The organism is Vibrio sp. S9_S30 (genome assembly GCF_014694455.1).
In the GTDB taxonomy this organism is placed as follows: domain Bacteria; phylum Pseudomonadota; class Gammaproteobacteria; order Enterobacterales; family Vibrionaceae; genus Vibrio.
Genome location: NZ_JAAUWT010000002.1, coordinates 404,123 through 419,562, shown reverse-complemented (window position 1 = coordinate 419,562; position 15,440 = coordinate 404,123). Strand labels below are relative to the sequence as shown.

The 15,440-nt window shown below is 45.7% G+C and carries 15 protein-coding genes; 6 read left to right on the top strand and 9 right to left on the bottom strand.

Translation table 11 applies throughout. The features are described from left to right. Positions 1-264 (top strand): hypothetical protein (locus tag HC752_RS24745; RefSeq protein WP_238930401.1); only part of this gene is annotated, 264 nt, incomplete at its 5' end. Here HC752_RS24745 and HC752_RS04100 read toward each other — a convergent pair. From HC752_RS04100 to fabB, 4 genes are all read right to left on the bottom strand, one after another. Next, a complete protein-coding gene (locus HC752_RS04100; RefSeq protein ID WP_190333846.1) occupies positions 179-3,616 on the bottom strand; it encodes a FimV/HubP family polar landmark protein in 3,438 nt (1,145 codons plus the stop codon). The genes HC752_RS24745 and HC752_RS04100 overlap by 86 nt on opposite strands. Before the next feature lie 208 nt (positions 3,617-3,824). Beyond that, positions 3,825-4,838 (bottom strand): aspartate-semialdehyde dehydrogenase, encoded by a 1,014-nt coding sequence (locus HC752_RS04095; protein WP_190333845.1) that lies wholly within the window; start codon positions 4,836-4,838, stop codon positions 3,825-3,827. Next, positions 4,822-5,967, bottom strand: coding sequence for a 4-phosphoerythronate dehydrogenase (locus HC752_RS04090; RefSeq protein ID WP_190333844.1), 1,146 nt, complete (start codon positions 5,965-5,967; stop codon positions 4,822-4,824). The genes HC752_RS04095 and HC752_RS04090 overlap by 17 nt, the downstream gene beginning before the upstream one ends. Positions 5,968-6,165: 198 nt before the next feature. Then, complete coding sequence (gene fabB, locus HC752_RS04085; protein WP_190333843.1) at positions 6,166-7,377, bottom strand: beta-ketoacyl-ACP synthase I; 1,212 nt, start codon at positions 7,375-7,377, stop codon at positions 6,166-6,168. A gap of 125 nt (positions 7,378-7,502) precedes the next feature. Here fabB and mnmC point away from each other — a divergent pair, with 125 nt between their 5' ends. The 4 genes from mnmC (at position 7,503) to HC752_RS04065 (ending at position 10,895) form a co-directional block, all read left to right on the top strand. Beyond that, the gene (mnmC, locus tag HC752_RS04080; RefSeq protein WP_190333842.1) at positions 7,503-9,515 is read left to right on the top strand and encodes a bifunctional tRNA (5-methylaminomethyl-2-thiouridine)(34)-methyltransferase MnmD/FAD-dependent 5-carboxymethylaminomethyl-2-thiouridine(34) oxidoreductase MnmC; all 2,013 of its coding nucleotides are present in this window, start codon (positions 7,503-7,505) and stop codon (positions 9,513-9,515) included. Positions 9,516-9,673: 158 nt separating this feature from the next. After that, the gene (locus tag HC752_RS04075; protein WP_190333841.1) at positions 9,674-10,513 is read left to right on the top strand and encodes a phytanoyl-CoA dioxygenase family protein; all 840 of its coding nucleotides are present in this window, start codon (positions 9,674-9,676) and stop codon (positions 10,511-10,513) included. Between the two features lie 35 nt (positions 10,514-10,548). Then, positions 10,549-10,686, top strand: coding sequence for a hypothetical protein (locus HC752_RS04070; RefSeq protein ID WP_190333840.1), 138 nt, complete (start codon positions 10,549-10,551; stop codon positions 10,684-10,686). 23 nt (positions 10,687-10,709) lie between these two features. Further along, complete coding sequence (locus HC752_RS04065; protein ID WP_190333839.1) at positions 10,710-10,895, top strand: GNAT family N-acetyltransferase; 186 nt, start codon at positions 10,710-10,712, stop codon at positions 10,893-10,895. A 105-nt stretch (positions 10,896-11,000) separates the two neighbouring features. Here HC752_RS04065 and HC752_RS04060 read toward each other — a convergent pair whose 3' ends face one another. The 4 genes from HC752_RS04060 to prmB all read right to left on the bottom strand — a co-directional run bounded on the left by HC752_RS04060 (position 11,001) and on the right by prmB (position 14,227). Continuing rightward, positions 11,001-11,270, bottom strand: a complete 270-nt coding sequence (locus HC752_RS04060; protein ID WP_190333838.1) for a YfcL family protein — start codon at positions 11,268-11,270, stop codon at positions 11,001-11,003. A gap of 20 nt (positions 11,271-11,290) precedes the next feature. Then, positions 11,291-11,821 (bottom strand): elongation factor P hydroxylase, encoded by a 531-nt coding sequence (locus HC752_RS04055; RefSeq protein WP_190333837.1) that lies wholly within the window; start codon positions 11,819-11,821, stop codon positions 11,291-11,293. A 190-nt stretch (positions 11,822-12,011) separates the two neighbouring features. Then, complete coding sequence (gene aroC / locus HC752_RS04050; protein WP_190333836.1) at positions 12,012-13,097, bottom strand: chorismate synthase; 1,086 nt, start codon at positions 13,095-13,097, stop codon at positions 12,012-12,014. 197 nt (positions 13,098-13,294) lie between these two features. Then, the gene (prmB, locus tag HC752_RS04045) at positions 13,295-14,227 is read right to left on the bottom strand and encodes a 50S ribosomal protein L3 N(5)-glutamine methyltransferase (RefSeq protein ID WP_190333835.1); all 933 of its coding nucleotides are present in this window, start codon (positions 14,225-14,227) and stop codon (positions 13,295-13,297) included. Between the two features lie 55 nt (positions 14,228-14,282). On the opposite strand from prmB, the gene smrB reads away from it, so the two are divergent. Further along, complete coding sequence (gene smrB, locus HC752_RS04040; RefSeq protein ID WP_190333834.1) at positions 14,283-14,813, top strand: endonuclease SmrB; 531 nt, start codon at positions 14,283-14,285, stop codon at positions 14,811-14,813. 23 nt (positions 14,814-14,836) lie between these two features. Here smrB and sixA read toward each other — a convergent pair whose 3' ends face one another. Further along, the gene (sixA, locus tag HC752_RS04035) at positions 14,837-15,301 is read right to left on the bottom strand and encodes a phosphohistidine phosphatase SixA (RefSeq protein ID WP_190333833.1); all 465 of its coding nucleotides are present in this window, start codon (positions 15,299-15,301) and stop codon (positions 14,837-14,839) included. Positions 15,302-15,440 lie beyond the last annotated feature (139 nt).

Genomic DNA, 15,440 nt, shown 5'->3' with positions numbered 1-15,440 from the left:
CTCCCTAATCACAGGTATGGATTGTCGTTTGGTAACGTGTTGCCGATTCTTGCTCTTCTGTGCGTGTTCGATCGATTCTGTGCTTACTCTCACTCTTTGGCTATGTCTTTGCCGTGTACTCTTGCTTCTCTGTACTCTCTGCCTCACTCTCTTTCTTTTTCTCTGGATCTGTCTTATGCTACGGCTCACACTCTGACTCTGGCTCTGGCTCTGGCTCTGGCTCTGGCTCTGGCTCTGGCTCTGGCTCTGGCTCTGGCTCTTTAGATGGTAAGTCCAGTTCACCACTGTCAACACCATCATTAGAGATTGTTTCGGTTTCTTCGCTTAAATCCGGATTTAAATCAGAATCTAGTTCTGACTCAATACCTTCCATTGCCGCTTCGGAAACACTCTCCTCAGACGGACTTTCATTGAGGGGAAGTTCACCAATATCAGGTAAATCTGGTGCATCTTCTTCGGTGCTGACTTCACCTGAGAACGCTTCTTCTTGCCAGTCTTCAACGGGTTCACTGTCTTCTGATATTGAATCGATATCCGATTTCACCGCACTTTCATCTAACTCACCAATATTTGCGTCGGTGAACTCAGGTTCTTCACGTGTTTCACCCATCAATACATCGAGGGGTTCATCATCATGACCTTTTAGCGAAAACGCTGTTTCTGCGTTTTGTATCGGTTGCGCTGGAAAGTCTTCAGCAATGGATTCTTCAGGCGCTGAGTTTTGCTCTGGCTCTGCATTTAGCTCTGGCTCTACATTTAGCTCAATTTCTGCCTCAAGGTCTTCATTGCTATTTGGGGAAGACTCAGCTTCTTCAGGTGAAACGGGGGGTTCGTCAGCAGTTTCTACTTCTGTTGTATCGGGTTCCGGCTGTTCGGTCTCTTGTAAATCAGCCTCTTCAGATTCTTGTCCCGCAGACTCTTGCTCTTGATTGTCATTTTCTGGCTCATTTTTTTGGTCGAGCGCCTCTTGCGAATCGTCCTCTTCTGACACATCAGCAACGGTATCCATGTCCGGTTGCACGTCAGAGTCGGGTTGTACATCAGAATCTGATATTTCTGTCAATTCATCAGTATCGACTGATTCATTATCTTGAGTGATCGCCTGTTCTAATGGTTCTTGCTCAGACTTGAGCTCTTCCGAGGTTGATGTTTCCGGCTCCCCAAGTTCATTCTGTTCTGCATCATCATCTAAATGGCTTTCGGATTCGAACTCAAAATCAAAGTCGCTATTCTCACTTTCAGACGTAGCCATTACGTCATCTGGCGCCTCTGAACCTAGATCGAAATCATCCGAATCAAATTCGCTTTCAACTGAAGTATCATCTTCTACTAATTCATCGAGTAGATCCGTACTTTCTGAGTCAACGCTTGCCTTAGACTCCTCTAAGATATCGTCTAGCAAATCCGTGCTGTCTTCATCCAGCGACTCTGGAATCCCTAGATCAAACTCTTCTTCATTTGATTCCTCTAGTACACTATCAAGCAGATCTGTGCTATCCGCATCAACGGAGGCTTTAGAGTCGTCATCGATGAAATCATCTAATAGGTCGGTGCTATTTTCATCTAAAGATTCAGGTGTGTCATTTGAATCTGCCTCATCCAGTAAGCTGTCTAATAAGTCTGTAGATTCCGGATCCAGTGTTTCTGTTTCTTCTGATGGACCATCGAGTACCTCATCAAGCAAATCTGTACTGTCTTCGCTTAAGTCAAACTCATTAAGAATATCATCAGCAGCATCATTGTTTATGTCATCTTGCTCTAACGCTTCATCAAGAAGTGCATCGGGCTCTACGTTCAGACCTGAATCATCTGCCTCTAAAACATCGTCAAGTAAGTCGGTACTGTTTGAATCTAAGTCGGTGTCTGCTTCCAACATTTCGTCGAGAAGGACAGAGTCTCCATCATCGATGTCGGGGGTACTTTCACTTAACAATTCGTTAAAGGCATCTTCACCTAATTCAGAGTCAAGATCGATTCCATCGGCAGTGGCATCATCAGAGTCTTCGCTGCTTTCGTCATTGGACAACAAAGTCCCAAAATCCAAGTCTTCGTCGGTTTCGGTATCATCTATGCCTGCAAATAAGTCGTCCAACATCGATTGATCAAGCTCATTCGCACCGAGATCTTCTTCTGGTTCGTCGGAGCTAAACAGCACATCGATATCGTCATTGGATAGCTCGTCATCACCCGCTAGGTCGAACTCTCCCATCTCGTTCTCTGAGATATCTACTTCGATTTCTGGTTCGATCTCGTCTAGCGCTCGCTCCATTTCCTCAAGACCAAGTGCTTGTTCGCCAGCCTCTACACTAATTCCCGTTGCGCTGGATTCAATATCCGTTAAGTCGGTGTCTAACTCACCATCATCCCCGATACTCGCAAATGGATCGTCGCCTTCATCACTGAGATTAAAATCAAGGTCGTCATCATTCAGATCGCCAAATACGTCATCGGATTCTTTCGGTTGTCCGCCTTCTTCTGCCATATCGTCGGAGAACGCTACATCGGACTCGTCGCCAAACAACTCATCGCCTTCAATACCGCCGATGAGGTCATCATCTAAATTGATCTCGTCAATTTCTTCATCTTCATTATTGGCAGGCGCTGGCGGTACTTCTGCCAGAGTTTGCTCTTGTGCTTCTTCCTCAGCTTCCGGCTCTTTGCGTCGGCTTAGCAGCATAACGACCAACAAGCCGATTAATAGACCAGGAATTAACGCTAATGCGCCTAACAGTAGCGGGTTACCGACTATCCGTTCCATCAATGTAGGCGCATTTTGCTGACTTTCTAGCTGTTTTATTTTCTCAGCATCAAGCAGCTTTTGAACTTCATCGCGAATGCGATTCTCATCACCCAGTTCATCTTTGAGTGTTTTAACTTCGTTTTGGACTTCAGATAACATCAAGCGAAGCTGGTGGTTTTTCTCTTCGAGCGACGAAAGTTCACTTTCCGACATATCGAGCTGTTCTTTCAGCGGATTAACCTGCTCACCCTCTTTCACTGCTGGTTTTGGATCTGCCGCTGGTTTTGAAACCGCTACGGGATCCGATTTTGGTTCTTCCTGAACCACTTCTGGTTTAGGTTTTGTCAATACGGTTGATGTCGGGGCTTCTATTTTCGGCTCAGCAGGTTTGGGTTGCACTACGTTAGGTCGAGGTCTTTCAGCAGGTTGTGCCGTTTGATTACGATTCTGACCATCTAGGCGAGCTTGGTGAGCCGACATAATTCTTACGGCATTGGCCGTACTTTCAGATTGGACTTGTGGTAATGATGGTATACGAAGCGTGCTGCCTGGGATCAAGCTATGTATATTTTGACCTTCAAATGCTTGGGGGTTAAGGCGATATATCGCAAGCAACGTTTGTTGAACCGTTAGGCTATTGGATGGTCTTAAAGCCGTAGCAATACCCCACAGAGTTTCATTTCCCCGTGTCGGACCATAAAACAAAGAGGGTTGCCCCTGAGCGGCAGGTTGTCGAATCTGCTCAGCGAAGCGTGGGGAGTCTGAAACCTCTCCGTTGGAACCAATTACTCTGATGGTATCAGCGGTAGCCACTGGAATTTGAGTCGAGACCATCAGAAGCAAGGGCGTTAACAAACGCTTGAAAAAATGATGCATATAAGGCTCAGCTTTCTTGCTTTCTTATCTTGAATAATAATGTGATCTGCTAAATATATCGGATAAATGTCGTAAAACTATAGCGTCCGCACGAAAAAATGTGTGTCCGAGTTGATATTCGTACCATTCTTACTCAATTTTGCATGATTTGAACAAAATAGAAGCAAGAAAAAAGCCTCACAATATGAGGCTTTTAAAATAGTTATACTTAGAAATAATCCCGAATTAGCACTTCGGCGATTTGAACAGCGTTTGTGGCTGCACCTTTTCGTACATTGTCTGCCACAATCCAAAGGTTTATGCCACTGTGATGACTGATATCATTGCGGATACGACCAACCATAACATGGTCTTTACCACCAGCATCGCGAACTTGCGTTGGAAACTCTTCACCATGGAATACTTCGATGCCATCGGTTTGCTCTAGAAGCTGCGCAACTTGATCGGCATCAATAGGCGTTCTCGTTTCGATATGAACGGCTTCTGCATGACCGTAAAATACCGGCACGCGAACGCAAGTAGGATTCACTGTGATAGTCTCATCGTTGAAGATTTTTTGGGTTTCCCAAACCATCTTCATCTCTTCTTTGGTGTAACCATTGTCCATAAACTTATCGATTTGTGGAATGCAGTTAAAAGCAATTTGTTGGTTGAATGCTTTTTGTTCCGTTGGCATCCCGTTCAACAAATGCGCGGTTTGACCTGCCAATTCGTCGATACCCGCTTTGCCAGCGCCTGATACAGACTGGTAAGTACACACGTTAATACGCTCGATACCCACTTGATCATGAATTGGTTTGAGTGCAACAAGCATCTGGATCGTTGAACAATTCGGATTTGCAATGATGTTACGGTTACGAAACTCCGCAATGGCTTCTGGATTGACTTCTGGAACCACCAAAGGGACATCATAGTCGTAGCGGAACTGTGACGTGTTATCGATAACAACAACGCCTTCATCTGCGGCAATTGGAGCCCATTTCTCTGACAGATCGCCGCCAGCAGAAAATAGCGCTATGTGTACTTGTGACCAATCAAAATCGTCCACATTTTGCACACGAACGGTTTTCCCATTGAAGCGATACGTTTTGCCTTCACTGCGCTCGCTCGCTAATAAGTGGAGTTCTCCAACTGGAAATTCACGCTCTTTTAGCACTTCAAGAATGGTTTCACCCACGGCACCTGTTGCGCCTAATATCGCAACATTAAATTCTTGGCTCATTTGTTACCTCGATTTGAAAACCTAGCTTAGCGAGTGGTTCAAGATTGCACTCTTGATTCCCCACTAAAGTGACGGCACTGTACTCTCTTCTATCCCAATAATTTTTGCGCATTTCATCAAATGCACCTGATCGGGCAATATTACGACGGAATATGGCGTCATCGTGACGGACATCATAAATCAATTGGGTAAGATTGTGCAGTGTTGCGTTGTCCCACGCTCTATCCAGTTGAACACGCGGAACAGGGGCGATAGGTAATAACTCAGAAGCGTAGGCTCGGTTATCCTTACCTAAGTACTCACAGAAAGAGTTAAAAATCATGGTCGTACCACGCGCTTTACCCTCCAAACCATAACCGGCCACATGGGGGGTAGCGAAGGCAAGTAGAGGCAACAATTCCATGTCAACTTCTGGTTCAAACTCAAAGACATCCAACGCAACCGTAAAGCCATCATTGCGCTGTAAACGCTTTTTCAACGCTGAGTTATCAACCACAGGACCGCGCGCTGCATTAATCAGGATTTGATCCGACCTCAGCGCCTCTAAACGCGTTTCGTTTAGAATATGGTGAGTTGGGTACTCTCCATCACGCGTGATTGGGGTGTGTAACGTGATAATATCAGATTGTTCGAGCAGTGTTTCAAGTGTGGTAAAAGTGCGTCCATCCCCTTCGGCTTGTTTAATGGGATCATTCAATAGAACGTTAATGCCCATGCCTTGAAGACATTGAGCAAGATAAGAACCTACTTGCCCCGCACCAATAATACCAACGGTTTTATCGAATACAGAGAAGCCTTGTTGCTGCCCTAGAATCATCATCACGCTGAACGCATACTCAGCGACACCCACTTTGTTACAACCCGGTGCAGCCGTAAAGAAAATGCCTTTTTCTTTGAGCAGTGTTTGGTCAACATGATCCATTCCTGCCGTTGCGGTGCCAACAAACTTCAATTTATTGGCTTTGGAAATCAATTCTTTATTTACTTTGGTCACAGAGCGAATCATCAAGCCATCCACATCGACTAAATCTTCGGCAGTCAAAGTACGTCCTGGTTTCAAAACCACTTCACCCAGCTGGCTAAAGAGTTTTTCAGCGTAAGGCATATTTTCATCAATAAGGATTTTCATAGAATAGTCAGTTCAAGAAGTTATGTTGGGATTGTGCAAGATTTGACTCTGCATTGGAAATAAAAAAACCGGTCTCAGATGAGACCGGTAAAATCCAGAACAAAAGGACTGAACCCCGCTCTCCTTGGGGAACTTTCCGCGTCTGTGTGATCAGCTAGGCTGATCAGCTCTGGAAACTGTCAATAATTTGGGTACCGATTAACCTTGGTATTTTTTGATTACCAAAGTGGCGTTTGTTCCACCGAAGCCAAAGCTGTTTGACATCACTGTTGTCAGCTCTTGCTCACGCATTTCAGTGACAATATCCAAACCTTCTGCCGCTTCATCTAAGTTTTCAACGTTGATGCTTGGCGCGACAAAGTTGTGGTGAAGCATTAGAGTAGAGTAGATGGCTTCGTGTACACCAGCAGCACCCAATGCGTGCCCTGTCATCGCCTTGGTTGCCGAAATCGCTGGGCTGTTGCCACCAAAGACTTCTTGGATTGCTCCTAGCTCTTTTACATCACCTACAGGAGTTGACGTACCGTGAGTGTTGATGTAATCAACGCCATCAACATCTTGCATCGCCATCTTCATACAACGGATTGCGCCTTCACCGGACGGGGCAACCATATCGTAGCCATCTGACGTCGCGCCGTAACCAACCACTTCACCGTAGATTGTTGCCCCGCGAGCAAGCGCATGTTCTAGCTCTTCAATCACCAACATACCGCCACCACCGGAGATGATGAAACCATCACGATCGGCATCGTAAGTACGTGATGCTTTTTCAGGTGTGTCATTGTATTTCGTTGAAAGTGCGCCCATCGCATCAAACATCATGGTAAGCGTCCAATCGAGCTCTTCACCACCGCCTGCGAATACGACGTCTTGTTTCCCAAGTTGGATCAACTCAACAGCGTGCCCAATACAGTGTGCAGACGTTGCACAAGCTGAGCTCATTGAGTAATTCACACCGCGAATCTTGAATGGCGTAGCCAAACAAGCGGACACAGTTGAAGACATAGTACGAGGTACCATGTAAGGGCCAATACGCTTCACGCCTTTTTCACGTAGCGTATCCACTGCCACAGCTTGGTTCAGAGAGGAAGCCCCACCTGAACCCGCAACGATACCTGTGCGATCGTTAGAAACCTGCTCTTCAGTTAAACCTGCATCAGCAATAGCCTGCTCCATCGAAAGGTATGCGTAAGCAGCAGCATCACCCATAAAACGCATTTTTTTGCGATCGATGTGCTCAGCAGGGTTAATTTTCAGATCACCCCACACCTGTGAACGCAGACCTTTTTCTTTGAACTGCTCAGATGCGTTGATGCCTGATTTACCCGCTTTCAATGACGCTAATACTTCTTCGACGTTGTTACCGATACTGGAAACAATACCCATACCGGTGATTACGGCTCGTTTCATGAGACATTCCTATAATTCAAAAATCCGTAGAATAATAACCAAGTTGCCACACAAAAGTGGTCAGCTTTCCCAGAAATACGTACAATCCGCGATAGACTCACACATTTACCCAAGATCATACCACTATGACGACCATTAAGAACGCAGTTCTAGGCTGGAATGAAGCCGGGACCCCTGTGTCTGATCAATTCGATGATGTTTATTTTTCCAATGTCAATGGACTGGAAGAAACCCGTTATGTCTTCTTAACACAAAATCGATTGCCTGAGCGCTGGAACGAGTGGACAGATAGGCGATTTGTTGTCTCGGAAACAGGCTTTGGAACGGGCTTAAACTTTTTAGCGCTGTGGCAATGGTTTGATGCCTTCAGAAAAACCAACCCAGATGCACCGCTTAAAGAGTTGCACTTTATCAGCTTCGAAAAGTTTCCGGTGACTCTAAATGACCTCCAAAAAGCACATCAATCTTGGCCAGAACTGGCAGAATACGCAGAACAACTTCATAGATACTACCCAATAGCCGTACCAGACTGCCATAGAATCGTGCTTGCAGATGGTGCCGTAACACTGGATTTGTGGTTCGGCGACATTAAAGACTGCATGCCCAGCGTACCCACACCCAAGACAGGCCTAGTCGACGCTTGGTTTCTTGATGGTTTTGCCCCGAGTAAAAACCCAGAGATGTGGAATCAAGCGCTGTTTAACAGCATGGCCAAGCTAGCAAAACAAAATTGTACCTGCGCCACCTTCACCGCCGCTGGGTTTGTGCGCCGTGGGCTAATCGAAGCCGGATTTTCTATGAAAAAGGTCAAAGGCTTTGGAACCAAGCGCGATATGATTGTGGGCGCTATTGAACAAAAAGCGCCAGCAACCAACATCAAACCATGGTTTCATCGTTCGGGAACTCGCAATGTTCAAGACATCGCAATCATTGGCGGCGGTATTGCCAGTGCCACTCTAGCGAAAAGCTTGGCGCGACGTGGAATCAAAACGACGCTGTATTGCAAAGATTCATCCCCAGCCCAGCAAGCGTCTGGCAATCAACAAGGCGCCGTCTATCCCTTGCTCAATGACACACACACGGGCGTTTCTCGTGTTTTCGCCCCTGCCTTTTTATACGCTAGGCAATTTGTGGAGCAAATGAATACAACACTTGAGTTTGATCATGAATGGTGTGGCGTCACCCAGCTGGCATGGAATGAAAAAGCAGAAGCCAAACTCAGAAAAATGCTGCAAGGTGATTTTGCCCATCAACTGGTTCATCAATTAGATAAAAACCAAACGTGCGAAAAAACAGGGCTTACGTTTGACATGGAAAGTGTTCATTATCCGTTGGGAGGTTGGTTGTGCCCTCAACAATTCACGACAGAACTCCTTCGAGAGCTGGAAGAAAGTGGTCACTTAACCTGTTTGTATGACACCGAGATTCAAAGTCTCGAGGAAATAGAGGGCGGTTGGACTCTGCATTCAAAAAAAGGGACCTTTACTCATCAAGTCGCCATTATTGCGAACGGTCATCTGTTCAGTCAGTTTGCGCAATCAGAGGCGATCCCAGCCTCCCCTGTCAAAGGACAAGTGAGTCACATTCCAACGACAGAAAACCTTCAGAAACTCCAGACTGTTTTGTGTTACGACGGGTATCTGACACCACATAACCCAAACAATATGAAGCACTGCATTGGCGCAAGTTATGATCGCGTCAACATAAACAAAGAGTTTGACCAAATCGCCCAGAATGAAAATGCCAAAAAGCTGCGTAACTGTGTACCGGATCAAACTTGGACTCGAGATGTCGATGTCTCATCAGGCGAATCTCGACAAGGCATTCGCTGTGTTTCACGAGATCACTTACCCTTTGTCGGCTCCGTTGGTCGCTACGATAGAATCGTAACCGAATACGCGAACCTGCGCGATCAAAACGAAAATGATGTGATTGAACTCCCAGTATATCCCGACCTATATTGTATGGTTGGATTAGGCTCTAGAGGGTTAAGTTCTGCCCCACTACTGGGTGAGCTATTGGCTTCTCAGATTTGCCAAGATCCTATGCCTTTTTCTGTGGATACATTGAATGAACTGCATCCCTCACGAATGTGGGTCAGAAGGTTACGTAAGGGCAAGAACATCAACAGTTTATAAGCTTCTTCACCCCGCACCCTTCCAACCATAAAAATAAGGCGATTTTAGCGCCTTATTTTCTTATCTATCAACGTCACACATAAGTTAACATTACTTTTACAATTAACCACCTAGCCTCTATATTAAGCATCCAATAGGCGAAATTTTGGAGTTTATCCATGCTAAGTCAGCAACAAATTTTGCAGTATCATGAACAGGGCTACTTGGTTCTTGACCAAATGATTCCCCTAGAAACGTTGAACGAATTGAAGCAGCGGGCCGCTAAGATTGTTGAAAAATGGAAGCCCGATAGGACCACCACATCGATTTTCACTACGAATGACAATGATCGAACTGGGGACAACTATTTTCTCGACTCAGCGGAAAAAATTCGCTGTTTTTTTGAAGAAGAAGCGTTCGATAAAAGCGGTCAATTGATTGAGCAGAAAGCGTTGTGCATCAATAAAATTGGTCATGCTTTGCATGAACTCGACCCTATATTTCGTGAATTCAGCCACCTGCCCGTTCTTGGAGATATCGCTAACGATATCGGTATAGGCGAACCTCAAATCCGTCAGTCCATGTACATTTTCAAACAACCCAAAATTGGGGGGGTGGTGAATTGGCACCAAGATGCTACGTTTTTCTTCACAACACCACAAAGCGTCACCACCTACTGGTTTGCTATAGAAGATGCCACATTGGAAAACGGCTGCCTGTGGGTGGAGCCAAAAGGTCACACGGGACCGCTTCGAGAGCGGTTTAATCGAGATGGGGATAGCGTGAGCATGGTTAAGCTTGATAATACACCATGGCCCACCGAACAAAGCGGTGTTCCCGTAGAGGTCAAAGCGGGCAGCTTAATTATTTTTCAAGGGCTACTGCCTCATTACAGTGCTCCCAATCGCTCTGCAAAATCGAGGCAAGCTTTTACTTTGCATGTGACAGACGGGCATGCCCACTACGCCAAAGAAAACTGGCTGCAGACCATTTTGCTTCCGCTTCGCGGATTCGACTAAACTTTTTGAGCTCAATTTTATTGAAGGAGAAACCGATGCTTATCCTACGAGAAGCTAGGCTAGAGGATTTGGATGCCATCCTCTCTCTTTCTGTTCATTTAAAATACGAAGAATCCAGCAAAAGCGACGCCTATTCACGCTTAAAGGCGCTCTTAGACAGTAACGAACCTTAGACAGTAACGAACATTGGGTTTTTGTGGCAGAAAAAGAAAACTCAAAACGACAAAAGCGCATTGCCGGTTGGCTTCATTGCTTCCAAGCACTGCGATTGGCTTCCGAGAGCTATTACGAAATAGGAGGCATTGTTGTTTGCCCATCAGCAAGGCAACTAGGCATAGGAAAGTCTCTTATTGAGCATGCCATACTGGGAAGTGGCGAGTGAGATGCAATGAAACAAGAAAGGAAACGCACCAGTTTTATCAAAATGTAGGGTTTATGCCCTGTAAGACTCAATGCGTTTTTGAAAATAGCCTGTACGAAGCTAGGTTCAGTTCAGCAATAATTTATGTAGCTGTTGCCAAAGCTCACTGACAATAATGCGATCAGCAGGAGTGAGTTCCGATCTCGCCCCTTCTAGGCTTTCTTCGATACGTACGGTGAGATCCGTAATTTCCGTTTCACCCGCCGCTTCACATGCCGCCGCCGATAATGAAATATGACCTCTTAAGTAACCCCCAGCAAATAGTTCATCGTCAGATGCCGTTTCTACTTTGGAATCAATCAATTCCAGCATTTTTTCTTCGTACTCTAGGATCATTCTGGTCTCTTATTTCACTGTTACTTCACTTGAAACTGGTCAGGGTGAAGAGAATCGGTTTTATAGAAATGGCGCAATGCATCAGATAGGCTTTTCATTCGTGGCGATAATCCACGTTCGAGAATCGCTAGCACTTCTTTATGTACTGAGTTCATAAAGCCCAGTCTATCTGGCTCAAAATCGCCGTGTAGATTGTCACAACTGACCGTAAAAGGAAAGCCTGCACTCTGTGACAAAATCCACTCATACGCTTGCGGACGCCGCTCTACTCGTTCAAACTCCGCTTGCACCGCTTCGGTTCGGCCATCTGGCTCATACCAATAACCAAAATCCTCTTTAAGACGACGTTCCGGTCCCGCCACCATCCAATGAGCAATCTCATGCATCGCCGAAGCGTAAAAACCACGCGCAAATACAATCCGGTGGTAGTCTTTTTCCTGATCGGCAGGCAAGTAAATCGGCTCGTCACCGCCCAGTTCCAACTTCGTATTAAAGTCGGCATAGAAGGTGCGATTAAATATATTGATAAGATCGGTATATTGATGAGACATAAGGCTTTGCAGTTATCACTTTCTAGCGCACATTTTCCTTGGAATTTCTCTTTTGTAAACCTAATTTACACCTCACTCACCATTCATCTGACCTCAAAGAACCATCCTACTGCCTAACGTGTTCTAATAGGACGGCTAGGCAATAAAAAAGCGCTCTAACAAAGAGCGCTGAATTCGTTTCAATATCGGATTAAATCTTAGGCGTTTCTGTTGTCACTCCGTGGTTTTGCCCACGATGGCGAAGTAAATGATCCAACAAAACGATGGCTAGCATGGCTTCTGCAATGGGTACGGCACGGATACCGACACAAGGGTCATGGCGCCCCTTCGTAATCAACTGGGTCGGCTCACCTTTTCGAGTAATGGTTTCCCCTGGAACGGTAATGCTTGACGTCGGCTTAAGCGCAATGTTGGCAACCACATCTTGACCCGTTGAGATCCCGCCTAAAATGCCACCAGAATGGTTACTGGAAAACCCTTGCGGTGTGAGTGGATCGCGATGCTCGCTGCCTTTTTGGTTTACAACCTCAAACCCATCGCCAATTTCGACACCTTTCACCGCATTAATGCTCATCAACGCGTGCGCAATATCGGCATCCAAGCGATCGAAAATCGGCTCGCCGAGACCGACTGGAACTTGCGTGGCCACGACTTGAATTTTAGCGCCAATAGAATCGCCCTCTTTCTTGAGGTATCGGATCAATTGATCAAACGCTTCAATCTTATCGACATCAGGGCAGAAGAATGGATTGTTTTCAATTTCGTTCCAATCGACTTTATCAATCTTCACGTCACCCATTTGAGATAGGTAGGCACGAACCTCCACACCAAATTCTTTCTTAAGGTATTTTTTCGCCACCGCTCCCGCTGCAACGCGCATTGCCGTTTCACGAGCAGACGATCGCCCTCCTCCTCGGTAATCGCGAACACCGTATTTTTGATGATACGTATAATCCGCATGACCTGGGCGAAACTTGTCTTTGATTTCTGAGTAATCTTTTGAACGTTGATCGGTATTTTCGATCAATAGACCAATAGACGTGCCCGTTGTCTGACCTTCAAAAACACCTGACAGTATTTTCACTTCATCGGGTTCACGTCGTTGAGTGGTATAACGAGACGTACCCGGACGGCGGCGATCTAAATCCACTTGCAGGTCGGCTTCACTGAGCTCTAAACCCGGAGGGCATCCGTCGATGATACAACCCAACGCCAAACCGTGGCTTTCACCGAATGTCGTTACACGAAAATGTTGTCCAATGCTGTTTCCTGCCATTTACTTCCTCTGTTTTGAAAGACATTTCACCTCTTTTTAAAGGCTTCATCCCTGTCTTTCACTCAAACCTGTCATTTTTCGTGATTTCATAGTCGCTTTATAGGCAAGCGTTGTAAACCCCTTGTTAGAAAAAATAAAAAAAACGCCAGTGTTGTACTGGCGTTTCTCATGTTGAGTCAAAGTATTAACCGTCGCGGTTAATCTTTATAAATAGCAAATTCTTCTGCGTACTCAAGCATTTGCGCTCTTGTGAGCATAAATACGCCATGACCGCCATTTTCAAAATCAATCCATGTGAATGGCATATCTGGATACTGATTGATCAGGTGAATCATGGAGTTACCAACTTCGCAAATCAGAATGCCATCGTCGGTTAAGTAATCCGGTGCATTCGCTAGAATGCGTCGGACCAATTTCAAACCATCCGTCCCTGCTGCCAAGCCGAGTTCCGGCTCGTGGGTGAACTCTTCTGGCAAGCTGTTCATGTCTTCTTGATCCACATAAGGAGGATTAGAAACAATCAGGTTGTATTTGTCCTTTGGAAGATCACGGAATAAGTCAGATCGAATGGGGAAAACTTGTTGCTCCATGCCATGATCTTGGACATTTTGTTCTGCGACTTCTAAAGCACCGGAAGAAATATCGATGGCATCCACTTCTGCGTCTGGGAAAGCATGAGCACACGCAATCGCAATGCAGCCGCTACCTGTGCACAAATCCATAATACGTGTTGGTTCTTCCACCAACCATGGTTGGAACTGAGCTTCAATCAATTCACCAATAGGGGAGCGAGGCACCAGCACACGCTCATCGACAAAGAACTCCAATCCGCAGAACCAAGCTTTATTGGTTAAATAGGCGGTGGGGGTTCGATCATTAATGCGTTTTACCACTCGCTCAACAATACGATATCGTTCACTGCTGGTTAAACGGGAATTCAGTACATGAGAAGGCACATCGATGGGCAAGTAGAGTGTCGGTAATATGAGTTGAACCGCTTCATCCCAAGCGTTATCTGTGCCATGACCATAAAAAAGACTGGCGGCATTAAAGCGACTGACTGTCCAACGAATCATATCTTGAAGCGAATGAAGTTCAGAAACCGCTTCATCTACAAAAATCTTATCCAAATTTGCCTCCGAAAAGCGCTACAATACTGCATATTCCAAATTTTTTAAGAGTCTCATGAGCCAGAACGACAACGATAAGGATGACGGCTTTGACCTGTTTCGAGACGCAGTAAAGGGCGTAAAAAAGTTGCAACAGGATACCATAGTCCAGCAGCCAAACAGAAACTCAAAACAGAAAGAAGCGGTAAGAATAAAGCGAGAAGCATCCGATAATGAATTTTTCTTCTCGGATGAGTTTGTCCCTCACCTAGACGAAGAGGGACCGACTCGTTATGCGCGTTCTGATGTATCGAAATTCGAAGTAAAGAGATTGCGTCGTGGCGTATACGTACCTGATGTGTATTTGGATATGCATGGTATGACACAACAAGAAGCCAAACGCGAACTGGGCGCAATGATCTCTCATTGCATAAAGGAAAACGTGCACTGTGCTTGTGTGATGCACGGTATCGGCAAGCATATATTGAAGCAAAAAGTGCCAATCTGGCTGGCACAACACCCAGATGTGATGGCCTACCACCAAGCTCCATTAGAATTTGGTGGCGATGGCGCACTGTTAGTCTTACTCAGTATTCCAGATAAATAGTTCCGACCAAACAGCAGAAGATCTTAAGGGTGAATATGCCAAAGCATTTCACCCTTTCTCTTCTCTAGGTCAAAATCTATGCACACCAAGCCCGACGTAGGAAACATAGGGGGTGCCATATCCGACACAAACTCCGACGTCAGATAACCGACGAGCGGCAAGTGTGAAACCAATAAGACTGACTCAAGATCCTGCACCTGAGCGGCAGCGCAAATGTATTCGAACACATCATCGGACTTGCCGTAAGGCGTAATGTCGTCACAGGTTTCTTGATCGGTGGCGGTTAAGTATTGTTTGATGGCGTTCCACGTTTGCTGAGCACGCAAATAGGGGCTCACTAATACTTTATTAAACTCTGCTTCACCTTGTTCGGCACAGGCCTTGGCGACCAAAACAGATTGATTGACTCCACGAGAAGTCAGGGCTCTTTCAGCATCACTGTTGGCGAAGGTTTCCGCCTCTCCGTGACGCATAATAAATATTTTCATTCGGTTGTACCCGTTTGTATGCCGAACCACTTTTATCGGCTTCTTTGTTTTTGTTTCGATTTATTACGGGGCGGCACGCTTCAATAAATTGAAGTGAACAACTCTTTAATTATATCAAGTCAATGCCCAAAGACTCTGA